The organism is Enterobacter sp. 18A13 (assembly GCF_007035975.1).
Lineage (GTDB): Bacteria > Pseudomonadota > Gammaproteobacteria > Enterobacterales > Enterobacteriaceae > Enterobacter > Enterobacter vonholyi.
Map to the genome: position 1 here is coordinate 3,197,998 of NZ_AP019634.1, position 24,274 is coordinate 3,222,271.

At 55.2% G+C, this 24,274-nt stretch carries 20 protein-coding genes; 4 read left to right on the forward strand and 16 right to left on the reverse strand.

The features are described 5' to 3' along the window. Nucleotides 1–3 precede the first annotated feature (3 nt). From nuoI to lrhA, 9 genes are all read right to left on the reverse strand, one after another. Nucleotides 4–546, reverse strand: coding sequence for an NADH-quinone oxidoreductase subunit NuoI (gene nuoI, locus FOY93_RS15440; RefSeq protein ID WP_003861491.1), 543 nt, complete (start codon nucleotides 544–546; stop codon nucleotides 4–6). 13 nt (nucleotides 547–559) lie between these two features. Continuing rightward, the gene (gene nuoH, locus FOY93_RS15445) at nucleotides 560–1,537 is read right to left on the reverse strand and encodes an NADH-quinone oxidoreductase subunit NuoH (RefSeq protein WP_008500211.1); all 978 of its coding nucleotides are present in this window, start codon (nucleotides 1,535–1,537) and stop codon (nucleotides 560–562) included. Beyond that, nucleotides 1,534–4,257, reverse strand: coding sequence for an NADH-quinone oxidoreductase subunit NuoG (gene nuoG / locus FOY93_RS15450; RefSeq protein WP_133294854.1), 2,724 nt, complete (start codon nucleotides 4,255–4,257; stop codon nucleotides 1,534–1,536). The genes nuoH and nuoG overlap by 4 nt, the downstream gene beginning before the upstream one ends. A 55-nt stretch (nucleotides 4,258–4,312) precedes the next feature. Continuing rightward, on the reverse strand, nucleotides 4,313–5,650 hold the full coding sequence (gene nuoF / locus FOY93_RS15455) for an NADH-quinone oxidoreductase subunit NuoF (RefSeq protein WP_008500209.1): 1,338 nt from the start codon (nucleotides 5,648–5,650) through the stop codon (nucleotides 4,313–4,315). After that, nucleotides 5,647–6,147 carry an NADH-quinone oxidoreductase subunit NuoE gene (gene nuoE, locus FOY93_RS15460; RefSeq protein WP_006176513.1) on the reverse strand — a complete coding sequence of 167 codons (501 nt, stop codon included), beginning with the start codon at nucleotides 6,145–6,147 and terminating at the stop codon, nucleotides 5,647–5,649. Before nuoE ends, nuoF begins: the two co-directional genes overlap by 4 nt. Nucleotides 6,148–6,149: 2 nt before the next feature. Further along, nucleotides 6,150–7,952 (reverse strand): NADH-quinone oxidoreductase subunit C/D, encoded by a 1,803-nt coding sequence (gene nuoC / locus FOY93_RS15465; protein WP_134347778.1) that lies wholly within the window; start codon nucleotides 7,950–7,952, stop codon nucleotides 6,150–6,152. Nucleotides 7,953–8,041: 89 nt separating this feature from the next. Beyond that, nucleotides 8,042–8,716, reverse strand: a complete 675-nt coding sequence (gene nuoB / locus FOY93_RS15470; RefSeq protein WP_003861482.1) for an NADH-quinone oxidoreductase subunit NuoB — start codon at nucleotides 8,714–8,716, stop codon at nucleotides 8,042–8,044. Nucleotides 8,717–8,731: 15 nt separating this feature from the next. After that, on the reverse strand, nucleotides 8,732–9,172 hold the full coding sequence (gene nuoA, locus FOY93_RS15475; RefSeq protein WP_014171000.1) for an NADH-quinone oxidoreductase subunit NuoA: 441 nt from the start codon (nucleotides 9,170–9,172) through the stop codon (nucleotides 8,732–8,734). A gap of 630 nt (nucleotides 9,173–9,802) precedes the next feature. Beyond that, the gene (gene lrhA / locus FOY93_RS15480) at nucleotides 9,803–10,741 is read right to left on the reverse strand and encodes a transcriptional regulator LrhA (protein ID WP_111965271.1); all 939 of its coding nucleotides are present in this window, start codon (nucleotides 10,739–10,741) and stop codon (nucleotides 9,803–9,805) included. A gap of 937 nt (nucleotides 10,742–11,678) precedes the next feature. Between lrhA and alaA the strand changes: the two genes are divergently transcribed. Together alaA and yfbR are read left to right on the forward strand one after the other, a co-directional pair. After that, entirely contained in the window at nucleotides 11,679–12,893 is a 1,215-nt protein-coding gene (alaA, locus tag FOY93_RS15485; RefSeq protein ID WP_008500204.1) for an alanine transaminase AlaA, read from the forward strand. 94 nt (nucleotides 12,894–12,987) lie between these two features. Further along, complete coding sequence (gene yfbR, locus FOY93_RS15490; RefSeq protein ID WP_010433329.1) at nucleotides 12,988–13,587, forward strand: 5'-deoxynucleotidase; 600 nt, start codon at nucleotides 12,988–12,990, stop codon at nucleotides 13,585–13,587. Nucleotides 13,588–13,641: 54 nt separating this feature from the next. Here the strand turns inward: yfbR and FOY93_RS15495 are convergent, their stop codons facing one another. The 4 genes from FOY93_RS15495 to yfbV form a co-directional block, all read right to left on the reverse strand. Beyond that, nucleotides 13,642–15,474, reverse strand: coding sequence for an SLC13 family permease (locus FOY93_RS15495; RefSeq protein WP_133294856.1), 1,833 nt, complete (start codon nucleotides 15,472–15,474; stop codon nucleotides 13,642–13,644). A gap of 75 nt (nucleotides 15,475–15,549) precedes the next feature. Next, on the reverse strand, nucleotides 15,550–16,209 hold the full coding sequence (locus tag FOY93_RS15500; protein ID WP_115875897.1) for a sugar phosphatase: 660 nt from the start codon (nucleotides 16,207–16,209) through the stop codon (nucleotides 15,550–15,552). 11 nt (nucleotides 16,210–16,220) lie between these two features. Then, entirely contained in the window at nucleotides 16,221–16,715 is a 495-nt protein-coding gene (locus tag FOY93_RS15505) for a YfbU family protein (RefSeq protein ID WP_023617380.1), read from the reverse strand. 91 nt (nucleotides 16,716–16,806) lie between these two features. Then, entirely contained in the window at nucleotides 16,807–17,262 is a 456-nt protein-coding gene (gene yfbV / locus FOY93_RS15510) for a terminus macrodomain insulation protein YfbV (RefSeq protein ID WP_023312543.1), read from the reverse strand. 337 nt (nucleotides 17,263–17,599) lie between these two features. Here yfbV and ackA point away from each other — a divergent pair, with 337 nt between their 5' ends. Together ackA and pta are read left to right on the forward strand one after the other, a co-directional pair. Then, nucleotides 17,600–18,802 carry an acetate kinase gene (gene ackA / locus FOY93_RS15515; protein WP_023312544.1) on the forward strand — a complete coding sequence of 401 codons (1,203 nt, stop codon included), beginning with the start codon at nucleotides 17,600–17,602 and terminating at the stop codon, nucleotides 18,800–18,802. Nucleotides 18,803–18,878: 76 nt separating this feature from the next. Beyond that, entirely contained in the window at nucleotides 18,879–21,020 is a 2,142-nt protein-coding gene (pta, locus tag FOY93_RS15520) for a phosphate acetyltransferase (RefSeq protein ID WP_045327913.1), read from the forward strand. Between the two features lie 72 nt (nucleotides 21,021–21,092). Here the strand turns inward: pta and FOY93_RS15525 are convergent, their stop codons facing one another. Genes FOY93_RS15525 through FOY93_RS15535 form a run of 3 tightly spaced genes read right to left on the reverse strand, consistent with a single transcriptional unit; the run spans nucleotide 21,093 to nucleotide 24,257 of the window. Next, nucleotides 21,093–22,046, reverse strand: a complete 954-nt coding sequence (locus tag FOY93_RS15525) for a transketolase family protein (RefSeq protein ID WP_133294857.1) — start codon at nucleotides 22,044–22,046, stop codon at nucleotides 21,093–21,095. Then, entirely contained in the window at nucleotides 22,039–22,869 is an 831-nt protein-coding gene (locus FOY93_RS15530) for a transketolase (RefSeq protein WP_047174243.1), read from the reverse strand. The genes FOY93_RS15525 and FOY93_RS15530 overlap by 8 nt, the downstream gene beginning before the upstream one ends. Beyond that, nucleotides 22,866–24,257, reverse strand: a complete 1,392-nt coding sequence (locus FOY93_RS15535; RefSeq protein ID WP_115875900.1) for a PTS ascorbate transporter subunit IIC — start codon at nucleotides 24,255–24,257, stop codon at nucleotides 22,866–22,868. The genes FOY93_RS15530 and FOY93_RS15535 overlap by 4 nt, the downstream gene beginning before the upstream one ends. Nucleotides 24,258–24,274: the final 17 nt, after the last annotated feature.

Sequence of the window (24,274 nt, forward strand, 5' to 3'; positions counted from 1 at the left end):
TCCTTACGGTAACAGGCTCTTGACGTCGATAGGCTTAGCTTCGTTCTCTGCTTCACCCTTATCTTTGCCGTCGATTGCCATACCCGCCATCCGGTAGAAGTTATATTCCGGGTATTTGCCCGGACCGGAAATCAGCAGATCCTCTTTCTCGTACACCAGGTCCTGACGCTTGTACTCACCCAGCTCGAAGTCTGGAGTCAGCTGAATCGCCGTGGTTGGGCACGCTTCTTCACACAGACCGCAGAAAATGCAGCGTGAGAAGTTGATGCGGAAGAACTCAGGGTACCAGCGGCCGTCTACCGTCTCGGCTTTCTGCAGAGAGATACAGCCTACCGGACACGCTACCGCACACAGGTTACAGGCAACGCAGCGCTCGGAACCGTCCGGGTCGCGCGTCAGCACGATACGGCCACGGTAGCGCGGCGGCAGATATACCGGCTCTTCCGGGTACATCCGGGTTTCGCGTTTGGCAAACGCGTGCAGGCCGATCATCCAGATACTGCGTACCTGGGTACCGAAGCCTACCAGTAATTCTTTTAAGGTCATGGTCTATTGCCCCTTATGGCTGCTGCCAGAGAATGACAGCGGCCGTTACCAACAAGTTGACGAGCGTCAGCGGCAGGCACACTTTCCAGCCGAAGGACATTACCTGGTCATAACGCGGACGCGGTAACGCTGCGCGAATCAAAATGAACATCATCATGAAGAACGCGGTTTTCAGCGCGAACCAGATGAACGGCGGTAAGAACGGGCCATGCCAGCCACCGAAGAACAGCGTTACCATCAACGCGGAAATGGTGACGATACCGATGTACTCGCCCACGAAGAACAGACCGAATTTCATACCGGAATATTCGATGTGGTAACCGTCGGCCAGTTCCTGTTCGGCTTCTGGCTGGTCAAACGGGTGACGGTGACACACTGCCACGCCCGCGATGGCAAAGGTAATAAACCCAAAGAACTGCGGAATAACGTTCCAGATGTCGGCCTGGTTGTTGACGATGTCGGTCATGTTGAATGAACCAGCCTGCGCCACCACGCCCATCAGGGAGAGACCCAGGAACACTTCGTAGCTCAGCGTCTGCGCGGAAGCACGCATCGCACCCAGCAGCGAGTATTTGTTGTTACTGGACCAGCCTGCGAACAGCACCGCGTAAACCGCGAGGCCTGCCATCATCAGGAAGAACAGAATGCCGATGTTCAGGTCAGCGACCACCCAGGTCGGGCTGACCGGAACGATAGCAAATGCCAGCAGCAGCGAGGTGAAGGCGATCATCGGTGCCAGAGTAAAGATCACGCGGTCAGAGAAGCGCGGGATCCAGTCCTCTTTAAAGAACATCTTGATCATGTCCGCGACCAGCTGGAGTGAACCACCCCAGCCCACGCGGTTCGGTCCGTAACGGTTCTGGAACAGACCGAGCAGACGACGTTCACCAAAGCTCATGAACGCGCCGCAGGTGACCACCACCAGCAGGATAACAATCGCTTTCAGAATGCTCAGCAGGATGTCGATAAGATCCGGCGTTAACCAACTCATGCTTTTGCCTCCTGCAGATTATCAAGACGCGCACCCGCCAGAACCGGCGCGATGCCTGGCATACCCATCGGCAGACCCACCTGCCCTGCTGTCAGACTTTCAGAAATAATCAGCGGCAGGCTGATGGTCTGGCCGTCATAGCTAAAGGCGATGTTTGCACCCGCGTTAACGCCAAGCTTCGCGGCATCAGCCGGGTTAAGCTTGATGTACGGCTGCGGCATACGGGTCTGGAAGACCGGTGAACGCTGGGACAGCTCGTCGCTACCGAACAGGTGGTAGTACGGGGCAATACGCCAGCTACCGTCCTGCGCCTGGAAGCGCGCCGGTACGGTGGTGAAGAAGTCCAGACCGGTTTCGGAGGCTTCAATCAGACGCACGCCCGGATCGCCGTGGCGCAGGGAGCCGCCCACTTCAGCCTGGAACTTGTTCCATGCCTGCGGGGAGTTCCAGCCCGGTGCCCATGCGAACGGGATTTGCGAACGCGGCGCAGACGGCTGGTTGTTCCCTTCCATCGAGAAGGCGAACATGGTGTCTTTATCCTGCGGCTGGCGCGGTTCGTGCACGCTGATGTTGGCACGCATCGCAGTACGGCCACTGTAACGGTGCGGTTCACGTGCCAGTTTCTGGCCGCGAATGCGGAAGCTTGCTTCAGGCGCGGCATCTTTAATGCCTGCCAGCTGAGGCAGTTTTTCGACTACCGCGTCGATAACGTGGTCGAGCTGCGTCCAGTCCACTTCACGGCTCTGCACGGTGCTGTGCAGGGAGTGCAGCCAGCGCCAGCTTTCCAGCATCACGGTGTTGCTGTCGTAGTACGCCGGGTCATAAACCTGGAAGAAACGCTGCGCGCGGCCTTCGTTGTTGATAACGGTACCGTCGCTTTCTGCGAAGCTTGCCGCAGAGAGCACCAGGTGCGCTTTGTCCATAATCGCGGTGCGCTGATGGTCAATCACCATCACCAGCGGCGCTTTGGAGAGCGCAGCGTCAACGCGAGCGGCAGAAGCATGACGATGCAGGTCGTTTTCCAGCACCACCACGGCGTCAGCGGCACCGGATTCCAGTTCGCTTAAGGCTTCTTCCAGCGAACCGCCGCCAATCATGCCCAGACCAATGCTGTTCACCGCACGGGCAATCATGGTCACGCCGACGTCCGCACCACGGCCTTTCAGAGCTTTGGCCACGTTGGCTGCCGCCTGAATGATCTCCGCGCTACCGGCGTTGGTACCGGAAATAATCAGCGGCTTCTTCGCACCTGCCAGTGCCTGAACAATCACGTCGACCTTGTTTTGCAGGTCGCGATCCAGCTCAACGGCCGGTGAGCTGTTGTCCAGCGCGTGGGCAATCGCAAAGCCGAGGCGCGCCTGATCTTCAACCGGTGCGCAGTAGGTCCACGCCGCGATATCGTCCAGACGGGTGTTGTCGACGTTGGTCACAAACAGTGGATGCTTCGCGCGCTGGCCGATGTTCAGGATCGCCGCAATCTGCCAGTCAGCCACTTTCTGCGCCGCTGCCATTTCACGTGCTTTACCCTTCACCGCCTGGCGAACCGCCAGAGCCGCGCGTGCGCCGGTCTGCGTCAGGTCTTCACCCAGCACCAGGACCGCATCATAGGATTCGATTTCGCGCAGCGCAGGGGTATGGATACCGCCTTCACGCAGCACTTTCAGTACCAGCTGCAGACGTTCCTGCTCGCCCTGGGCGATACCGGTATAGAAGTTTTCCGCCCCAACCAGCTCGCGCAGGGCGAAGTTGCTTTCGATGCTGGCGCGCGGAGAGCCGATACCGATCACTTTCTTCGACTGGCGCAGAATGTCTGCCGCGCCCTGCATCGCCTGTTCAGCGTTCAGGGTAATGAAGTCGTCGCCACGGCGTTGAACCGGCTGACGCGGACGGTCCTTCAGGTTCACATAGCCATAGCCGAAACGACCGCGGTCGCACAGGAAGTAGTGGTTAACGGTACCGTTGTAACGGTTTTCGATACGACGCAGTTCGCCGTAGCGCTCACCCGGGCTGGTGTTGCAGCCGAGGGAACACTGCTGGCAGATGCTTGGCGCAAACTGCATGTCCCATTTACGGTTGTAACGCTCGGAGTGGGTTTTATCCGTGAATACGCCGGTCGGGCAGATTTCTACCAGGTTACCGGAGAATTCGCTTTCAAGCGTACCGTCTTCCGGACGACCGAAGTAGACGTTGTCATGCGCGCCATACACGCCCAGATCCTGACCGTCTGCATAGTCTTTGTAGTAACGCACGCAGCGGTAGCAGGCGATGCAGCGGTTCATTTCGTGAGAGATGAACGGCCCCAGATCCTGGTTACGGTGGGTACGCTTGGTAAAGCGATAGCGACGGAAGCTGTGGCCGGTCATCACGGTCATATCCTGAAGGTGGCAGTTACCGCCCTCTTCACAAACCGGACAGTCGTGCGGGTGGTTGGTCATCAACCATTCCACCACGCTCTCGCGGAACTGTTTGGCTTCTTCGTCGTCAATCGAAATAAAAGTGCCTTCGGTGGCTGGCGTCATACAGGACATCACCAGGCGACCACGCGTGTCTTCCGCGTTTTGATATTGCTTCACCGCACACTGGCGGCAAGCACCGACGCTGCCCAGCGCCGGATGCCAGCAAAAGTACGGAATATCGAGGCCAAGAGACAGACAAGCTTCCAGCAGGTTGTCCGCCCCGTTGACTTCGTATTCTTTGCCGTCTACATGAATCGTAGCCATTAGCATGCTTCCAGTTGGCTCGGTCGAAACCGAGCGTTAATCAAAATTCTTGTCGTTACCAGCGCGCTTTAAGCAGGTTCGGCTGAATCCCATTGATGGCATGGGTATTGCTGAACGGCTGCTTGATGCCTGCTTCGAACTCGTCGCGGAAATATTTGATCGCGCTCTGCAGAGGTTCGACGGCACCCGGTGCGTGGGCACAGAAGGTTTTACCCGGGCCTAAGAATCGACACAGTTGCTCAAGCGTCTCGATATCGCCAGGCTGGCCTTCGCCACGTTCGATTGCACGCAGGATCTTCACGCTCCACGGCAGACCATCACGGCACGGTGTACACCAGCCGCAGGACTCACGAGCGAAGAACTCTTCCAGGTTACGCACCAGCGAGACCATGCCGATCTCGTGGTCGACGGCCATCGCCAGCGCCGTACCCAGACGGCTGCCTGCTTTACCAATGCTTTCGAACTCCATCGGCAGGTCAAGGTGGGCTTCGGTCAGGAAGTCTGTCCCTGCCCCACCCGGCTGCCAGGCTTTGAATTTCAGGCCATCACGCATGCCGCCAGCGTAGTCTTCAAGAATTTCACGTGCGGTGGTACCGAACGGCAGCTCCCAGACGCCAGGATTTTTAACGCGACCGGAGAAGCCCATCAGCTTGGTACCGGCATCTTTGCTTGAGGAGATGCCCTGATACCACTCCACGCCGTTGGCGAGGATAGCCGGAACGTTACACAGGGTTTCGACGTTGTTTACGCAGGTCGGTTTACCCCACACGCCGGAGCTTGCCGGGAACGGTGGCTTGGAACGCGGGTTCGCACGGCGACCTTCCAGGGAGTTAATCAGCGCGGTTTCTTCACCACAGATGTAACGCCCGGCACCGGTGTGCACGAACAGTTCGAAGTCAAACCCGGTGCCCAGGATGTTTTTACCCAGCAGGCCCGCTTCGGTGGCTTCGGCAATCGCGCGACGCAGGTTTTCCGCCGCTTCGATGTACTCACCGCGCAGGAAGATGTAGCCACGGTACGCTTTCAGCGCGAACGCGGAAATCAGCATGCCTTCCACCAGCAGGTGCGGCAGCTGCTCCATCAGCAGACGGTCTTTATAGGTACCCGGCTCCATTTCATCGGCGTTACACAGCAGGTAACGGATGTTCATGGATTCGTCTTTTGGCATCAGGCTCCACTTCAGACCGGTGGAGAAGCCCGCGCCGCCGCGGCCTTTCAGGCCAGACTCTTTTACCGCGTTAACGATGTCATCCGGCGCCATGCCGCCCAGGGCTTTACGCGCACCGGCATAGCCGTTTTTGCTCTGATATTCGTCGAGCCATACCGGCTGTTTGTCATCACGCAGACGCCAGGTCAGCGGATGCGTCTCAGCAGTACGAATTACAGTTTTCATTTGTACTGCTCCAGCAGGTCAGGAATCGCTTCCGGCGTCAGATGGCTGTGAGTGTCCTCATCAATCATCATGGTCGGCCCCTTGTCGCAGTTACCCAGGCAGCAGGTTGGCAGCAGAGTAAAGCGTCCATCGAACGTGGTCTGGCCCGGCTTGATATTGAGCTTCTTCTCAATCGCAGCCTGGATGCCCTGATAACCGGTGATGTGGCAGACAACGCTGTCACAGTAGCGGATCACATGGCGGCCAACCGGCTGACGGAAGATCTGGCTGTAGAACGTGGCTACGCCTTCTACGTCACTTGCCGGAATGCCCAGCACTTTCGCGATCTCATAGATCGCCCCATCCGGCACCCAACCACGCTGTTTCTGTACGATTTTCAGCGCTTCAATGGACGCCGCACGCGGGTCTTCGTAGTGGTGCATCTCGTGCTCAATGGCGGCACGTTCTGCTTCACTCAGCTCAAAAGCCTCGGTTTGTGGTTGTTGATTCTCGTGCATAATTAGCGGTCCACATCTGACATAACAAAATCGATACTACCCAGATACACAATCAGGTCGGAGACCAGACTGCCGCGGATGGCGGACGGGATCTGCTGCAGGTGCGCAAAGCTCGGCGTACGCACGCGGGTACGGTAGCTCATGGTGCTGCCGTCACTGGTCAGGTAGTAACTGTTAATACCCTTGGTCGCTTCAATCATCTGGAAGGATTCTTGCGCCGGCATGACCGGCCCCCAGGAAACCTGCAGGAAGTGGGTGATCAGGGTTTCGATATGTTGCAGCGTGCGCTCTTTCGGCGGCGGCGTCGTCAGCGGGTGATCCGCCTTGAACGGGCCTTCCGGCATGTTGTTGAGGCACTGCTCAAGGATGCGCAGACTCTGGCGCAGTTCTTCCACTTTAAGCATCACGCGGGTGTAGCAGTCGGAAACACCGCCGCCCACCGGGACTTCAAAGTCGAAGTTCTCGTAGCCAGAGTAAGGACGGGCTTTACGCACGTCGAAATCAATACCGGTCGCACGCAGACCTGCACCTGTTGTCCCCCACTCCAGCGCTTCTTTCGCGCCGTAGGCAGCAACGCCCTGGGAACGACCTTTCAGGATGGTGTTACGCAGCGCGGCTTTCTCGTAAGACGCCAGACGTTTTGGCATCCAGTCGAGGAATTCACGCAGCAAACGGTCCCAGCCGCGCGGCAGATCGTGTGCCACACCGCCGATGCGGAACCAGGCCGGGTGCATACGGAAACCGGTAATGGCTTCTACCAGATCGTAGATTTTCTGACGGTCGGTAAAGGCGAAGAACACCGGGGTCATCGCGCCGACGTCCTGAATGAACGTGGAGATGTACAGCAGGTGACTGTTGATACGGAACAGTTCTGACAGCATGACGCGAATCACGTTGACGCGATCCGGCGTAACAATACCGGCCAGTTTCTCAACGGCCAGCACGTATGGCATCTCGTTGACGCAGCCGCCGAGGTACTCGATACGGTCGGTATACGGAATGTAGCTGTGCCAGGACTGACGCTCGCCCATCTTCTCAGCACCACGGTGGTGGTAGCCGATGTCCGGAACGCAGTCGACAATCTCTTCGCCATCAAGCTGAAGAATAATACGGAATGCACCGTGCGCAGACGGGTGGTTTGGACCGAGGTTGAGGAACATGAAGTCCTCGTTGTCGGTACCGCGCTTCATGCCCCAGTCTTCCGGTTTGAAGGTCAGCGCTTCCATTTCCAGATCCTGCTTGGCTTTAGTCAGCTCAAACGGATCGAATTCGGTTGCACGTGCCGGGTAGTCTTTACGCAGCGGGTGGCCGGTCCAGGTCTGTGGCATCATGATGCGCGTCAGATGCGGGTGGCCGTCGAAGGTCATGCCGAACATTTCCCAGGTTTCACGCTCATACCAGTTGGCGTTCGGGAAAAGTTTGACGATCGTCGGCAAATGCATGTCGTTTTCAGACAATGCCACCTTGAGCATGATATCCGTATTACGGTCTATTGAGATCAGGTGGTAGAAAACGGAAAAGTCCGCAGCAGGGAGACCCTGGCGGTGGGTACGCAGACGTTCATCCATGCCGTGTAAGTCAAACAGCATGACGTACGGTTTTGGCAATTTCTTGAGGAAATCGACAACTTCCAGCAATTGCTCACGCTTCACCCAAACAACGGGTACCCCGGTGCGGGTAGCCTGAACAGTAAAGGCATCCGGCCCAAAACGGTTGCGCAGTTCGCCAATGACTGGGTCATCCAGATGATCCCGGGTCTGCCAGGCGGCTTCTTGCGCGGTTAAGTCGGTCATATTGTTCACCATTGCAAATGGTCCGTGGTGACTGTTGAGCCTGGCTTCGCGCTATTTGAGTAGTGATATGCGAAGGTGTTCTCCAGGCCTACAGGCGCAATTTAAATTTCGTCAGGCGTGCGCAGATTGGTGACGGCAATACGTTCACCACGTTTACGCTCGCGCTCAGACTGCATGTTCGCGCGATACACACCCTGATCGCCAACAACCCACGACAGTGGGCGACGTTCTTTACCGATAGACTCCTGCAGCAGCATCAATGCCTGCATGTAAGCTTCCGGACGTGGCGGGCAACCCGGGATGTACACATCCACTGGGATAAATTTATCTACGCCCTGTACGACGGAATAGATGTCGTACATACCGCCAGAGTTAGCACATGCCCCCATGGAGATAACCCATTTAGGCTCCAGCATCTGGTCATAAAGACGCTGAATAACAGGTGCCATTTTGGTAAAACACGTACCTGCTACCACCATCAGGTCAGCCTGACGTGGGGAAGCACGCAGTACCTCTGCCCCAAAACGCGCAACGTCATGCACCGCAGTGAATGACGTCACCATTTCAACGTAGCAGCAAGAAAGGCCAAAGTTGTAAGGCCAGATGGAGTTCTTACGACCCCAGTTGACCATATCGTGCATGGCATGTTCGAGTTTGCCCATGTACACGCTTTTATTGACTTCTTGCTCCAGGGGGTCGGTTACGATCTCCTGTTTTTGCAGGGGGTAACGGTCATTCTCACCGTTAGGATCTATGCGGGTGAGCGTATAATCCATCTTATTGCCTCGCTGTTACTGCTGACGATTAGAGATACTGTTTTCCGGGTTGATGTGTTCACGACGTGAACGCGCAGGCGTCCAGTCAAGCGCGCCAATACGCACCAGATAAACCAGACCGGCCAGTAGCACTAAAATGAAAATTGCGGCCTCGACAAAGCCTACCCAACCACTTTCGCGGATGGACGTTGACCATGCGAAAAGGTAAAGCGCTTCCACGTCGAAGATGACGAAGAACATGGCTACCAGATAGAACTTGGCAGACAGGCGTAAGCGAGCGGAACCTACTGAATCAATACCTGATTCGAAAGGTGTGTTTTTGTGCCTTGCACGGGCGCGACCGCCCAGGAACCAGCCGCCGACTAACATCAGGCAGCACAGGCCAATGGCTACAATAAGAAAGATTGCGAATGCCCAGTGATGAGCGATGACTTCAGTGGATGTTGACATACTCATTGCTTACTCATCAAAAGTGATACCAACGACACTGCTCTTGCTGGCAGATGGGCATCACATCGATTCATGGGGAGGAACAAATAACCTTACACTAACTGTCAGAAATGAGACGTAGACAGCAAAATGATGGGGTTTTTTACTCCTTTCTATAACCTATTGTCAACTTTAACAAAGGTTTCTTCACATTAAATTACATCGAGCGATTCTCATTAACATTTGGTGCCCTTTAACCCTGGTGGGTGCATGACTTTCCGTCAAATGTATGTTGTTGAATCGTGTCCGTTTCGGAAGTAAAAAAAATAACCCTCCTATTTTGACAGGATTTGCCAACGATTCCTCCCCCCAAATAGGAGTATTTTCTTGATCTGTGACACGCTTTTGTTAATTCAACCAGGAAAACGGCAACATATTTCCTGTTTTTTTAACATGAGAGGGATATGGATGAAGTTAGAACGGAAAACGGACAATATGTAAGCAAAATCATTTAGCTTATTGATAAATAGAGAGTATCCTGAAAATCCATATGCTATAAGCGGATATTATTGCTAAAAAAAAGCCACTGCATGCGAAAATCACACGAGTGGCTTTTTTTTACACTTACATTTTGTTACCAGAATTTTGAGCTGGCGATCACTCAAAATCCCCTTCAACGATCAGGGAATCATCCCCCCCTTCGGAGGTAACGCGCTCGAACTGCCACGGGTTATGGTAGTTTTCCATCGCGTCGAACACCACCTTTGCCAGCTCGTTATGGCTGGACGAATTGTGGCAGAGCAGATATTCCGTATCCGGCAGCGCAGGCAGGCCATCGGACTTCCCCAGAACGCGCAGATCGGGGCTCATCATCTCTACCGGACGCGCCGTTACACCCAGACCGGCCTTCACGGCTGCACGGACCGCTGGTAACGTGGAAGCCACATACGCCAGACGCCACGGAATGTTGGCCTCATTCAGCGCCGTGAGCACCATATCGCGAAACGGGCTCGGGTCATCCAGTAAGACCAGTGGCACCGGTTCCCCTTTTTGCAGCACGTATTCGGCTGCACAATACCAGTGCGTAGGCGATGTACGCAGCGTCAGGCAATCAAACTGCCCGGGACGATGCGTAGTCACCACCAGGTCGACTTTATTCTCATTTAACATCTCAACCATAAAAGCATTACGCTTTACGCTAACGTCCAGTGCAAGCTTCGGATAAACCGAACTGATACGATTGAGAAGAAACGGCAATATTGTATCCGCTGACTCATCAGATGCGCCTAACGTTAGCACCCCTTGTAGGTTGCTAAACATTAATGACATACATGCTTCATCATTGAAGCGAAGAATTTTCCTGGCATAACCCAGAAGCTGAATACCGTGTTCCGTTAAGAGCTTATTACGCCCATGACGCGCAAAAAGCTCTTTACCAACCAGTTGCTCCAGCCGCTGCATTTGCTGGCTGACGGCGGACTGAGTTCGGCAAACGGCGGCAGCAGCTGCTGCAAAAGTGTTGAGATCGGCGACCGCAACAAACGTTCTCAGCAGATCGAGGTCGAGATTCATTATCGGACGATTTGCATTTATCATATCTATTCACTTTCAGGTTGCTCGTGCGGAGCTGCCCGGGTTGAAGCTGTGTGTAACAGTTAAGCAATTCCCTCTGAAGGTTTTCCCTCGCATCCCGGCCCGGCAGACTGCCTGACAGATAGTTATTGTGCTGCTTTATATCAACAGTCAGAAAGCACGTTTCATGACGTTATTTTTATTCTCTTAAACGTTCAGGATATTTAGATGTTCGCAGGTTTATGTAAATTACATTAAAGGTATAACACCTTTTCTGCCATCTTTATCGCAGCGCTGTCAACGTAGCAGGAGATGTTCGACACATTCCAGCCAGAGATAACTCCAACAATAACAATCAATTAATTCGGAAAATCAGTTACAGATATACAAAAACCGTGTATCTGCCCCCTGCTTTCCTGTAAGACATCTTAACCCAAATCCACTTTATTTATAAGTCTTATTGCAATATTGAGGATTAAAGAAGAATGTTAAGCTTCTAAACTAATTTTATTAAAATTAACTAAAGTTGCATTTTATAGGTTAATAATAAATAAATTTTAATTTAGATTAAGACCATTCATTAATGGCACTTAACATTAATTTCACATGAGTAACTTTTAGCCACATTATGCTTTTACAGGAACATTCCTCAAGCATTCAGGATTTACGAAAAGTCACTCAGGGTGATTGCTACCGTCGTCCGGCTCACCACTTATTTTATTCAGCACAATATACAGGATTTTGAAAAATTAATAGCACATTCGACCCATCCTGGTACCGTAAGTGCAACTTTAAGCCAGTATAAAAGCGAATGTGCAGCGAAAAAGATTTATCAATTTTTTGCTGCCGGCACAAAATCTTCTACTGCACACCCTTCAAAACGAAGCGAGGGGGGAGTACATTATTCCGTGCTGACTTCCACGGCAGGGAGCGGCAATAATAGCGAAAAGGTTAAAGGTTCATGTCCCCTATCGAAAAATCCAGCAAGCTAGATAACGTCTGTTATGACATCCGCGGCCCGGTTCTGAAAGAGGCAAAACGCCTTGAAGAGGAAGGTAACAAGGTTCTGAAACTCAACATTGGTAACCCTGCGCCATTTGGTTTTGAAGCGCCGGATGAAATTCTGGTTGATGTGATCCGCAACCTTCCTACTGCACAAGGCTATTGCGATTCAAAAGGACTTTACTCCGCACGTAAAGCCATCATGCAGCACTACCAGGCACGCGGCATGCGTGATGTTACCGTTGAAGATATTTATATTGGCAACGGCGTCTCCGAACTGATCGTGCAGGCGATGCAGGCGCTGCTGAACAGCGGGGACGAAATGCTGGTTCCCGCACCGGACTATCCGCTGTGGACGGCTGCAGTATCCTTGTCCAGCGGTAAGGCCGTGCACTATCTTTGCGACGAGTCCTCCGACTGGTTCCCGGACCTCGATGATATTCGCGCAAAAATCACGCCCCGCACGCGCGGCATCGTGATCATTAACCCGAACAATCCAACGGGTGCGGTATACTCAAAAGAGCTGCTGATGGAGATCGTCGAGCTCGCCCGCCAGCACAACCTGATCATCTTTGCCGACGAAATTTACGACAAGATCCTGTACGACGCGGCACAGCACCACTCAATCGCAGCGCTGGCCCCGGATCTGCTGACCGTCACCTTTAACGGCCTGTCTAAAACCTACCGCGTGGCCGGTTTCCGTCAGGGCTGGATGGTATTAAACGGTCCGAAAAAGCACGCCAAAGGCTATATTGAAGGGCTGGAGATGCTGGCCTCCATGCGTTTATGTGCCAACGTTCCGGCGCAGCACGCAATCCAGACGGCGCTGGGTGGTTATCAGAGCATTAGCGAGTTCATCGTGCCCGGTGGACGCCTTTACGAACAGCGTAACCGCGCGTGGGAGCTGATCAACGATATCCCGGGCGTCTCCTGCGTGAAGCCGAATGGGGCGCTCTATATGTTCCCGAAAATTGACGCGAAGCGCTTCAATATTCACGATGATCAGAAAATGGTGCTTGATTTCCTGCTGCAGGAAAAAGTGCTGCTGGTCCAGGGCACGGCGTTTAACTGGCCGTGGCCGGATCATGTGCGCATCGTGACGCTGCCGCGCGAAGATGACCTCGAAATGGCCATCAGCCGCTTTGGTCGCTTCCTCTCTGGTTACCATCAGTAATCTTAAAATCAGGCTACTTCGGTAGCCTGATTTGCATCTTCCCTCCCCTCCCCGCACAATGAACGCCTGTCGCAGTGAAGACAAAAGGTATCCTATGAGTCAGAGTCATTTCTTTGCCCACCTCTCCCGCCTGAAACTCATCAACCGCTGGCCGCTGATGCGCAACGTGCGCACAGAGAACGTGTCAGAGCACAGCCTGCAGGTTGCCATGGTCGCTCACGCGCTGGCCGCCATTAAAAACCGCAAATTCAACGGTCAGGTCAATGCAGAGCGCATCGCCCTGCTGGCGATGTACCACGATGCGTCAGAAGTGCTGACCGGCGACCTGCCTACTCCGGTGAAATATTTCAACTCGCAAATTGCGCAGGAATATAAGGCCATCGAGAAGATTGCCCAGCAGAAGCTGATCGACATGGTGCCGGATGAGTTGCGCGACATCTTTGAGCCGCTCATCGATGAGCATCAGTACACGGAAGATGAAAAGTCGCTGGTCAAACAGGCCGACGCGCTCTGCGCCTATCTGAAGTGTCTCGAAGAGTTGTCCGCAGGGAATAACGAATTTTTACTGGCAAAAACGCGCCTGGAAAAAACTCTGGAATCCCGCCGCAGCGAAGAGATGGATTATTTTATGCAGGTGTTCGTACCGAGCTTCCATTTATCGTTGGATGAGATCAGTCAGGATTCGCCGTTGTAATTTTTCGCCGGGTGGCGGCTTCGCCTTACCCGGCCTACGTTTCTGCACTCACGCTTAAAACGGGAACAGGACCGGTATCAATACCACGCACACCACCATCACCAGCACGGTGAACGGCACGCCCAGCTTTACGAAATCGCTGAATCGATAGTTCCCCGGCCCCAGCACCAGCGTGTTTACCGGAGAAGAGACCGGCGTCATAAATGCCGCGGAAGCGGCCATCGCCACCATCATCGCAAACGGGTACGGCGAAACGCCCATGGACTTTGCCATCGCCAGCGCGATAGGCGCCATCAGAACCGCCGTCGCGGTATTCGAGATAAACAGACCGATGGTGGCGCACATGATAAACAGGCAGACCATCATCATGTACGGCCCATACCCGCCGCCGACGTCCATTAAGCCTTTAACGATCAGATCCACGCCACCGGTTTTTTGCAACGCCAGGGCGAAAGGCATCATCCCGACGATGAGAATAATGCTCGGCCAGTGAACGGCTTTATAGGCGCTTTCGGCGTCAATACAGCGGAATTTACCCATCAACAGGCAGGCGATGATTGCCGCGACCGGATTGGGAATTTCATCGGTCAGCATCAGCGCGACCATCAGCACCAGACAAAAAATAGCGTGAGGCGCCTGGCTGTGCGCAGGCGACGCGTCGCTCTCCTCAACAGGCATGTTGAGCACCACAAAATCGCGTCCTTTTTGCCCTAGCTGGCTAATCAGCTTCCAGTTACCGACAACCAGGAAGATATCGCCCAGCAGGATCGGCTCATCCACTACCGCCCCTTCTATTGCTACGCCATCGCGCTTCAGCCCCACGACGTTCAGGCCATAGCGGGTTCGGAACCCCATTTCCCGCACGGTTTTGCCCAACAGCTCCGATTCAGGGATGAGCGATACTTCGGCCATGCCGACATCCAGCGCCTGATCGGAGAAATACTCCCCGCGCAGCACCATCGGCTCCAGCAGCTGTTCGCTGCAGAACTCGCGCAGGTCCACATCAGCGGTGGACATATCAATCAGCAGGACGTCCCGCGCGCGGAATTCCGACACCCCGTTGACGTTGACGATCACCCGACGAAAACGACGCCAGCGCTCTACGCCGATCACGTTCGCGCCATACCGCTCACGCAGCTTCAGGTCATCCAGCCGCTGTCCCACCATCGGCGAGCCGGGGCGAATAGCCAGACGGCGCGCGCGCCCGGTAAGGCGGTACTCTTTAATCAAATCGCGGAAGGTGCGTCGCTTCCATCCTTCTTTATTTTTGTCCTGTCTTTCACCTTTAAGGGCAAAACGGGTCAGCAGCATGTAGACCACGCCCATTACAAGAATAACCAGCCCAAGCGGGGTGACGCTGAAAAAACTGAAGCCCTCAAATCCTTCCCGGATCAGCTCGCTGTTGACGACCAGGTTCGGCGGGGTTGCCACCAACGTCATCATTCCGCTGATCAAACCGGCGAAACTCAGGGGCATCATCAGGCGCGACGGCGAGCTCTGCATCCGCATGGAAACGCTCAGCACCACCGGGATAAAGATGGCGACCACGCCCGTGGAGCTCATAAACGCTCCCAGCCCGGCGACGGTCACCATCAGGTAGATCAACATTTTGGTTTCGCTGCTGCCCGCCACTTTCACTAGCCACGACCCCACAATAGTCGCCACGCCGGTGCGCACCAGCCCATCACCAATAATAAACAGGGCTGCAATCAGGATAACGTTGGGATCGCTAAACCCGGAGAAGGCTTCCGGCAGCGTGAGCGTACCGCTCAGCACAAACGCGACGATGACAAACAGGGCGACGGCGTCCATGCGTACCTTGCCCGTTGCAAAAAGAAGGATGGCGATTAAAAGCAGGCTCAGGACCCAAATCAGTTCACCGTTCACAACATGTCCTTGTCAGTGGGAGATGAGAAATTTTGCCATAAAAAAGCCCCATCAGCGTGGGGCTATATCATGGGTTTACATTTTTAGCGAGACGGTTACAACACCATCAGAGGCTTTCGAAACAGCCAGTGCCGTCAGTGAATCGAGCACCAAATCTGCCTCCTCCAGGCGGGGAGATCCCGCCGGAACGTTAACGGCGATGACGTGGCTCCCTGCGTTCAGCCCGGCCAGTACGCCTGCCGCCGCATCTTCCACCACCACGCACTCTGCCGGGTCGAGGCCCAGCAGTTCAGCGCCCAGTAAAAATGCATCAGGCTCCGGTTTACCCCGCTTCACGCGCTCCGCCGTAATAAACACGTCAGGCGTCGGCAACCCTGCCGCCTTGTGTCGGGCGTGGGCAACCGGTACGGAACCGGAGGTGACGATAGCCCACGGGATCTGCGCCTCGTTCAAATGCTCAAGCAGTTCGCGCGCGCCCGGTAATGCGGTGATGCCGTCAGTATCGGTGGCTTCAATATGCTCCAGGTATTTGAACTCCGCCTGAATTTCGTCCTCAGTGCGTCCGGCCAGGAAGTGCCGTAGCGAGGTGATGGCCTGTTTGCCATGGATAAAATTCAGCACGTCCTGATGGTCGATGCCATGTCTGTCAGCCCAATGGCACCATGAACGCTCAACAACCGGCAGCGAGTCCACCAGCGTACCGTCCAGATCAAACAGAAAACCTCTACACTGCACACGCACCTCCGTCAGGCATTAATGATTTGTTGAATTTCGTTGCTGCTTAAATGGTACTGACGCGGACAGGCATGCCACGCGCTCAGCATGCGCTGATACTTATCCCACATCGGGGTCTGCGCGTTGAAGCCGTGGGTGCCCGCGTCAAAGTGGGTATAACGCCCTTCCGTATTCACCATAAAACGAACATAGCTCAGATAACGCGCTTCCGTTGCGGCATCAAAGCCTAAAAAGGTCACGCGGCGCTCGTCAATCGACTGCCGATCTTTGAGATTCGTCCATGACACGTGCAGAGCGTGATACATCTCCATAATGTCGATCACGATGCGGCAGGTTTCTTCTTTCAGCTCGCCAAACTCGCGGTCCAGTTCACGCATTTGCAAACCAAAGCCGCGTTCGACGATGGTTTGCAGGCGGCTGTAGCGCGCAGCGTTATCGGGATCAAGCATAGTCATCATCTTGTACTGGTTAGACAAAATCAGACGTTGAGCATGGGTCATTTCCATCTTTCGACTCCTGTAGCGCATTGCACTTAAAAAAAAGACACGGTAACTGATTGTTACTGTGCCTTCTTTTCGTCGTCGTTTCGATGATCAATCACAAATCATCGAGGAATGTTTTATCCAGTTGCTTAAAAGCACGCTTTAACGTGTCCGCCAGCGCCTGGTAATCCGGCTTGCCTTCAACCGGGGCGAGCGCCTGCCCGGCCTCTTCAAGCTTACCGCGCACTTCATAAAACCAGTGTAAAATAGAAGGTGGAAGTGGCGTGATGGACCGTTTACCTAACCACCACAGGCCCTGCATCGGCAGGCTTAATGCGAAGAGCGCCGTGGCGACGGCAGGTCCAAGCTGCCCACCCAGCGCAATCTGCCAGCACAGCGTAAAGACAGCGACAGGCGGCATAAAGCGAATCGCATAGCGCGTGGCGCGGATGGTGCGATTCTCAATAAACATCGGCGCAAGGCGCTTTTCCATTGGCCACGTCTTTGCATAATGCTGTCCCCGACGAAACAGACTGAAGAAATTTACGGACGGGTTCTCTGGTGTCGACATGGCTGTACCTCAACTTCACATATAAAAATTAAAATTTTCGTGCAAAACCACAACAAGCTATGACAACGTTCAAAATATTTTGTCATCTCTACCCCGTATCGGGTATCCTGTGCCAGCCTGATAGGGCCATAGACGAGAATCATTAGCTCGTCAAATTATTGCATATTATGCCATTGGCTGAAAATTGTGCAAAATGGCATAAAATCATAGTTATTTCTTCCATCATGCCACAATGTTCGTTTGGCATGATGTTAATCATAAATGTCCGAGTCATCATGCGTTACGCTGTTAGACTCACTGACGTTTTTTTAGCCACGTATCAATAATAGGTACTTCCATGTCGAGTAAGTTAGTACTGGTTCTGAACTGCGGTAGCTCCTCACTGAAATTCGCCATCATCGATGCGCTCAACGGTGACGAATACCTCTCTGGTTTGGCCGAATGTTTCCATCTGCCTGAAGCACGCATCAAGTGGAAGATGGACGGCAGCAAACAAGAAGCGGCTTTAGGTGCAGGCGCCGCTCACAGTGAAGCGCTGAACTTTATCGTTAACACTATTCTGGCACAAAAACCAGAACTGTCTGCTCAGCTGACTGCGATTGGTCACCGTATCGTCCACGGCGGCGAAAAATACACCAGCTCCGTCGTTATCGACGAATCTGTGATCCAGGGCATCAAGGACTCTGCGTCCTTCGCACCGCTGCACAACCCGGCTCACCTGATCGGTATCGCTGAAGCACTGAAATCCTTCCCGAATCTGAAAGACAAAAACGTGGCCGTATTCGATACCGCGTTCCATCAGACCATGCCGGAAGAGTCTTACCTCTATGCCCTGCCATACAGCCTGTACAAAGAACATGGCGTACGTCGTTACGGCGCGCACGGCACCAGCCACTTCTATGTGACTCAGGAAGCCGCAAAAGTGCTGAACAAGCCGGTTGAAGAACTGAACATCATCACCTGCCACCTGGGCAACGGTGGTTCTGTTTCGGCTATCCGCAACGGTAAATGTGTTGATACCTCCATGGGTCTGACCCCGCTGGAAGGTCTGGTGATGGGTACCCGTTCCGGTGACATCGACCCGGCGATCATCTTCCACCTGCACGACACCCTGGGCATGAGCGTTGACCAGATCAACAAAATGCTGACGAAAGAGTCTGGCCTGCTGGGTCTGACCGAAGTCACCAGCGACTGCCGTTACGTTGAAGACAACTACGCAGAGAAAGAAGACGCTAAACGTGCAATGGACGTTTACTGCCACCGTCTGGCGAAGTACATCGGCTCTTACACTGCGCTGATGGAAGGCCGTCTGGACGCGGTTATCTTCACCGGTGGTATCGGTGAGAACGCGGCAATGGTTCGTGAACTGTCCCTGGGCAAACTGGGCGTTCTGGGCTTCGACGTTGATCACGAGCGTAACCTGGCTGCCCGCTTCGGCAAGTCTGGCTTCATCAACAAAGAAGGCACCCGCCCTGCTCTCGTAATCCCAACTAACGAAGAGCTGGTTATTGCGCAAGACGCGCACCGCCTGACTGCCTGATTCCACACCGCCAGCAATGCTGGCGGTGCTGTTTTGTAACCCGCCCAATTGCGGCGGTAACGAAAGAGGATAAACCGTGTCCCGTACTATTATGCTGATCCCTACCGGAACCAGCGTCGGCCTGACCAGCGTCAGCCTTGGCGTTATCCGTGCTATGGAACGCAAAGGCGTTCGTCTGAGCGTCTTTAAGCCAATTGCCCAGCCACGTGCCGGTGGCGATGCGCCAGACCAGACCACCACCATCGTTCGCAAGAACTCCAATCTGCCGGCGGCCGAACCGCTGAAGATGAGCCACGTTGAGTCTCTGCTCTCCAGCAACCAGAAAGACGTGCTGATGGAAGAGATCATCGCCAACTACCATGCTAACGCGCAAGACGCGGAAGTGGTGCTGGTTGAAGGTCTGGTGCCAACCCGCAAACACCAGTTTGCGCAGTCTCTGAACTTCGAAATCGCGAAAACCCTGAACGCAGAGATCGTTTTCGTGATGTCTCAGGGCACTGATACCCCAGAGCAGCTGAACGAGCGTATCGAACTGACGCGCAGCAGCTTCGGCGGCGCGAAAAACACCAACATCACCGGCGTGATCGTCAACAAGCTGAACGCGCCAGTGGATGAGCAGGGCCGTACTCGCCCTGACCTGTCCGAGATCTTCGACGACTCGTCCAAAGCGAAAGTCATCAAAGTTGACCCGGCTAAGCTGCAGGAATCCAGCCCGCTTCCGGTTCTGGGCGCGGTGCCATGGAGCTTCGATCTGATTGCCACCCGTGCAATCGATATGGCGCGCCACCTTAACGCCACCATCGTTAACGAAGGTGACATCAACACTCGCCGCGTGAAGTCAGTAACCTTCTGTGCGCGCAGCATTCCGCACATGCTGGAACACTTCCGCGCAGGTTCCCTGCTGGTGACCTCCGCAGACCGTCCAGACGTGCTGGTTGCAGCGTGCCTGGCCGCGATGAACGGTGTGGAAATCGGTGCGATCCTGCTGACCGGTGCCTACGAGATGGACCCGCGCGTCAGCAAGCTGTGCGAACGCGCGTTCGCCACCGGTCTGCCGGTCTTCATGGTGAACACCAACACCTGGCAGACCTCCCTGAGCCTGCAGAGCTTCAACCTGGAAGTGCCGGTTGATGATCACGAGCGTATCGAGAAAGTTCAGGAATACGTTGCTGGCTACATCAACGCAGACTGGATCGAATCCCTGACCGCGACCTCCGAGCGCAGCCGTCGTCTGTCTCCTCCAGCATTCCGTTACCAGCTGACCGAGCTGGCGCGCAAAGCGGGCAAACGCGTTGTTCTGCCAGAAGGCGATGAACCACGTACCGTTAAAGCAGCGGCTATCTGTGCAGAGCGCGGCATCGCGACCTGTGTGCTGCTGGGTAACCCGGATGAGATTAACCGCGTAGCGGCCTCTCAGGGCGTTGAGCTGGGTGCTGGCATCGAAATCGTTGACCCAGAAGTGGTTCGCGAAAGCTACGTGGCCCGTCTGGTTGAGCTGCGTAAGAGCAAGGGCATGACCGAAGCCGTTGCGCGCGAGCAGCTGGAAGACAACGTAGTGCTGGGCACGCTGATGCTGGAGCAGGACGAAGTTGACGGTCTGGTTTCCGGTGCGGTTCACACCACGGCGAACACCATCCGTCCACCGCTGCAGCTGATCAAAACCGCGCCAGGCAGCTCTCTGGTTTCTTCCGTGTTCTTCATGCTGCTGCCTGAACAGGTTTACGTTTACGGCGACTGCGCGATCAACCCGGATCCAACTGCAGAGCAGCTGGCCGAGATCGCTATCCAGTCCGCGGACTCCGCGACCGCTTTCGGTATCGAGCCGCGCGTGGCGATGCTCTCCTACTCCACCGGCACCTCAGGTGCAGGTAGCGATGTAGAGAAAGTGCGTGAAGCGACCCGTATTGCGCAGGAAAAACGTCCTGATCTGATGATCGACGGCCCGCTGCAGTACGACGCCGCGGTTATGGCTGACGTTGCAAAATCTAAAGCGCCGAACTCGCCGGTTGCAGGCCGCGCTACCGTGTTCATCTTCCCGGATCTGAACACCGGTAACACCACTTACAAAGCGGTACAGCGTTCTGCCGACCTGATCTCCATCGGGCCAATGCTGCAGGGCATGCGTAAACCTGTGAACGACCTGTCTCGTGGCGCACTGGTAGACGATATCGTTTACACCATCGCGCTGACGGCGATCCAGTCTTCGCAGCAGCAGTAATGTTAAAAAGCCCGGTGGCGCTAGCGCTTACCGGGCAAGAAAGGCGACCACTTAACCGGTCGCCTTTTTTATTTACAGCAGCTCGCGCGCCGCCGATACAATGTCATGTGCCGTCAGGCCATACTCTTTCTGCAGAAAATCCTGCGTCCCCACCTGGCCATAACGCTCCTTAACGCCCACCCGCCGCATCGGCACCGGGCAGGTTTCCACCAGCACTTCCGCCACCGCCGACCCGAGGCCGTTGTGAATGCTGTGGTTTTCACAGGTGACGATGCGCCCGGTCTTCTCGGCGTAGTTTTTCACCAGCATCCGGTCGATAGGCTTCAGGGTAAACATGTCGATGACCGCCGCGCTGACGCCCTCCTGCTCAAGCTGGCGCGCGGCTTCCAGCGCTTCCGACACCATGATGCCGTTGGCAATCAGGGTAATATCGGTTCCTTCGCGCAGCACGTTGCCTTTGCCGATTGTGAAGGTTGAGCCAGGCGCATACACGCTCGGTGCCTGCTTACGGATGGTCCGTACCCAGTAAAAGCCGTCGAGATCGATAAGCTGGCGCAGCACGTCCTCGAACATCACCGCGTCGGTCATCTCCAGCACCACCGAATGCGCCAGACCGCGCACGATGCCCATATCCTCAAACGACATATGCGTTCCGCCGTTGTGGCAGGCCGTCACGCCCGCGTCTGAAGCAATCACCTTCACGTTGTTTCGCTGATAGTCCAGAGACATAAACAGCTGGTCAAAACAGCGGCGGCTGGCAAAGGCGGTGAAGGTGTGAACGAACGGCTTGCGTCCGGTAAGCGACAGCCCCGCCGCCGTGCCGATGACGTTGGCCTCCATAATGCCGCAGTTAATCACGTGCTGCGGATAATCGCGCGCTACGCCGTCCATCGCCATCGAGCTCATCAGGTCTGCTTCGAGCGCAATGATGTCGCTTCCGGCCTCAATCTGTTTTGCCACGAAGCCAGCGTAGACCTTACGCATCTCAACGGCGTCTTTCTGTCCTGCCGGTGCAACCTTAATCATGTGAAGCCTCCAGTTGGCGAATCGTTTCGTTGAGGGCCGCTTTGCTCTCCGCGGTCAATCGCAGGTGGTGCGAGTTGCTGAGCTGCTCCAGATACGGCACCCCCTGGCCTTTGATGCTGTCGAGGATGACGACTAACGGACGCGCATCGGCTGCCAGGATCCGCGACGTCACTGCCAGCAGACCCGGAATGTCGTCCCCCTTCACCGTCGCCACGTCAAAGCCAAAGGCGCGGAATTTCCCCTCCAGGTCGAACGCGCTGATGATCTCGTCCAGCTCGCCGTCGAGCTGCTGTTTGTTCCAGTCGACAAATACCGTCAGGTTGTTCAGGCGATGGTGAGCAATAAACTGGAATGCTTCCCAGCACTGCCCCTCGTTCAGCTCGCCGTCGCCGACGATGCAGAAGACCCGATTCGGTCGCCCGGCCAGCCTGTGCGACAGCGCCATACCGCCGGCGATGGAAATCCCCTGTCCCAGCGAACCGGTGGTAGCATCTACGCCGCGCGTTTTCAGGCGGTCCGGGTGGCTCGGCAGGCGCGTGCCGTTCTGGTTCAGCGTGCTCAGCTCTTCCACCGGGAAGTAGCCCTTGATCGCCAGCGTGCTGTAGAGCGCCGGGCCCGCATGGCCTTTCGACAGGACAAAGTAGTCTCGCTCCGGCCAGTCCGGATCCGCCGGGTCGATTTTCATCACCGCGCCGTAGAGCACGGCCAGCGTTTCAACCACCGACATGCTGCCGCCATAGTGTCCAAAGCCCAGCTGCGTCAGCGACTTCAGCGTCTCAAGACGGATCTGACGCGCGAGTTCGGTTATCTCTTTCTCATTCATGATTTGGCTCCGGTGTTTTCCTGCGCGTTACCGCCTGCAGGTTTGTTTTTCGCGAAGATGTTGTACGCCACCAGCAGCGCAAACAGCGCCACGACCAGCCCGGTGATGGCCAGCGGCGACAGGAAGCGCGCCAGGTTGCCGAGCACAATCCCGACCGCGCCGAAGTCGGCGTCCGAGAAGGTGGTGTTGGCAAAACCAATGGCGCCCAGTACCGGCAGCAACAGGACCGGCAGGAAGGTAATCAGCAGGCCGTTGGCAAACGCACCGATCATCGCCCCGCGACGTCCACCGGTGGCGTTACCGAACACGCCCGCCGTTGCGCCGGTGAAGAAGTGCGGCACGACGCCCGGGAGGATCAGCACCCAGCTAAACTGACCGCAGATGAACAACCCCACAATCCCGCCGAGGAAGCTGAACAGGAAGCCAATCAGCACCGCGTTTGGCGCATAGGGGTACACCACCGGGCAGTCCAGCGCAGGACGCGCGTTCGGCACCAGTTTCTCCGAGAAGCCGGTAAAGGCCGGGACGATTTCTGCCAGAATCAGGCGTACGCCCTGCAGGATAATGAACACCCCCGCCGCAAAGGTGATTGCCATGATGATGGCGTAGACGAGGTAGTTCTGGCCGGCGCTGAAGGTAGCCTCGACGTACTCGCGCCCGGCGCTCACCGCCATGATCAGGTAGATAATCATCATGGTCAGGGAAATGGAGATCGAGCTGTCGCGCAGGAAGCTCAGATTCTTCGGCAGGTTCATCTCTTCGGTTGAGCGGGAGCCTTTGCCGACCTTGCTGCCAATCCAGCCCGACAGCACGTAGCCCAGCGTGCCAAAGTGGCCGAAGGCAATCTCATCGTTGCCGGTAATGCGCTTCATGTAGCGCTGCGCAATCGCCGGGAAGAAAGCCATGATCAGGCCGAGGATCAGCGAGCCGGTAAAGACCAGACCCACGCCCTCAAAGCCTGCTACCGTCAGGATCACGCCAATCATGCACGCCATGTAAAACGTGTGGTGCCCGGTCAGGAAGATGTACTTCAGGCGAGTAAAGCGCGCGACGATAATATTTGCCACCATGCCGAAGGCCATAATCAGCGCGGTCGCTGCACCGTATTTTTCCAGCGCAATGGAGACAATCGCTTCATTGTTTGGAATAATGCCCTGAATCGTAAAGGCGTGTTCGAACATACCGCCTAAAGGATTTAATGACCCGACCAGCACGGTGGCACCGCCGCCCAGTACAATAAAGCCCAGAATAGTTTTAATGGTTCCTTTCACCACGTCCGAAAACGCTTTTTTCTGCGCAACCAGACCAATAAGCGCAATTAAACCGACCAGCACCGAAGGGACTTTTAAAATATCAACAACGAAATTCAGCGTTTCAAGGATAAACATATCCACCTCGCCTTATC

Bases quoted from the DNA above. Each gene is read 5' to 3' on its own strand.
- nuoI (WP_003861491.1), bottom strand. From the start codon at position 546: ATGACCTTAAAAGAATTACTGGTAGGCTTCGGTACCCAGGTACGCAGT.
- nuoH (WP_008500211.1), bottom strand. From the start codon at position 1,537: ATGAGTTGGTTAACGCCGGATCTTATCGACATCCTGCTGAGCATTCTG.
- nuoG (WP_133294854.1), bottom strand. From the start codon at position 4,257: ATGGCTACGATTCATGTAGACGGCAAAGAATACGAAGTCAACGGGGCG.
- nuoF (WP_008500209.1), bottom strand. From the start codon at position 5,650: ATGAAAACTGTAATTCGTACTGCTGAGACGCATCCGCTGACCTGGCGT.
- nuoE (WP_006176513.1), bottom strand. From the start codon at position 6,147: ATGCACGAGAATCAACAACCACAAACCGAGGCTTTTGAGCTGAGTGAA.
- nuoC (WP_134347778.1), bottom strand. From the start codon at position 7,952: ATGGTGAACAATATGACCGACTTAACCGCGCAAGAAGCCGCCTGGCAG.
- nuoB (WP_003861482.1), bottom strand. From the start codon at position 8,716: ATGGATTATACGCTCACCCGCATAGATCCTAACGGTGAGAATGACCGT.
- nuoA (WP_014171000.1), bottom strand. From the start codon at position 9,172: ATGAGTATGTCAACATCCACTGAAGTCATCGCTCATCACTGGGCATTC.
- lrhA (WP_111965271.1), bottom strand. From the start codon at position 10,741: ATGATAAATGCAAATCGTCCGATAATGAATCTCGACCTCGATCTGCTG.
- alaA (WP_008500204.1), top strand. From the start codon at position 11,679: ATGTCCCCTATCGAAAAATCCAGCAAGCTAGATAACGTCTGTTATGAC.
- yfbR (WP_010433329.1), top strand. From the start codon at position 12,988: ATGAGTCAGAGTCATTTCTTTGCCCACCTCTCCCGCCTGAAACTCATC.
- FOY93_RS15505 (WP_023617380.1), bottom strand. From the start codon at position 16,715: ATGGAAATGACCCATGCTCAACGTCTGATTTTGTCTAACCAGTACAAG.
- yfbV (WP_023312543.1), bottom strand. From the start codon at position 17,262: ATGTCGACACCAGAGAACCCGTCCGTAAATTTCTTCAGTCTGTTTCGT.
- ackA (WP_023312544.1), top strand. From the start codon at position 17,600: ATGTCGAGTAAGTTAGTACTGGTTCTGAACTGCGGTAGCTCCTCACTG.
- FOY93_RS15525 (WP_133294857.1), bottom strand. From the start codon at position 22,046: ATGATTAAGGTTGCACCGGCAGGACAGAAAGACGCCGTTGAGATGCGT.
- FOY93_RS15530 (WP_047174243.1), bottom strand. From the start codon at position 22,869: ATGAATGAGAAAGAGATAACCGAACTCGCGCGTCAGATCCGTCTTGAG.
- FOY93_RS15535 (WP_115875900.1), bottom strand. From the start codon at position 24,257: ATGTTTATCCTTGAAACGCTGAATTTCGTTGTTGATATTTTAAAAGTC.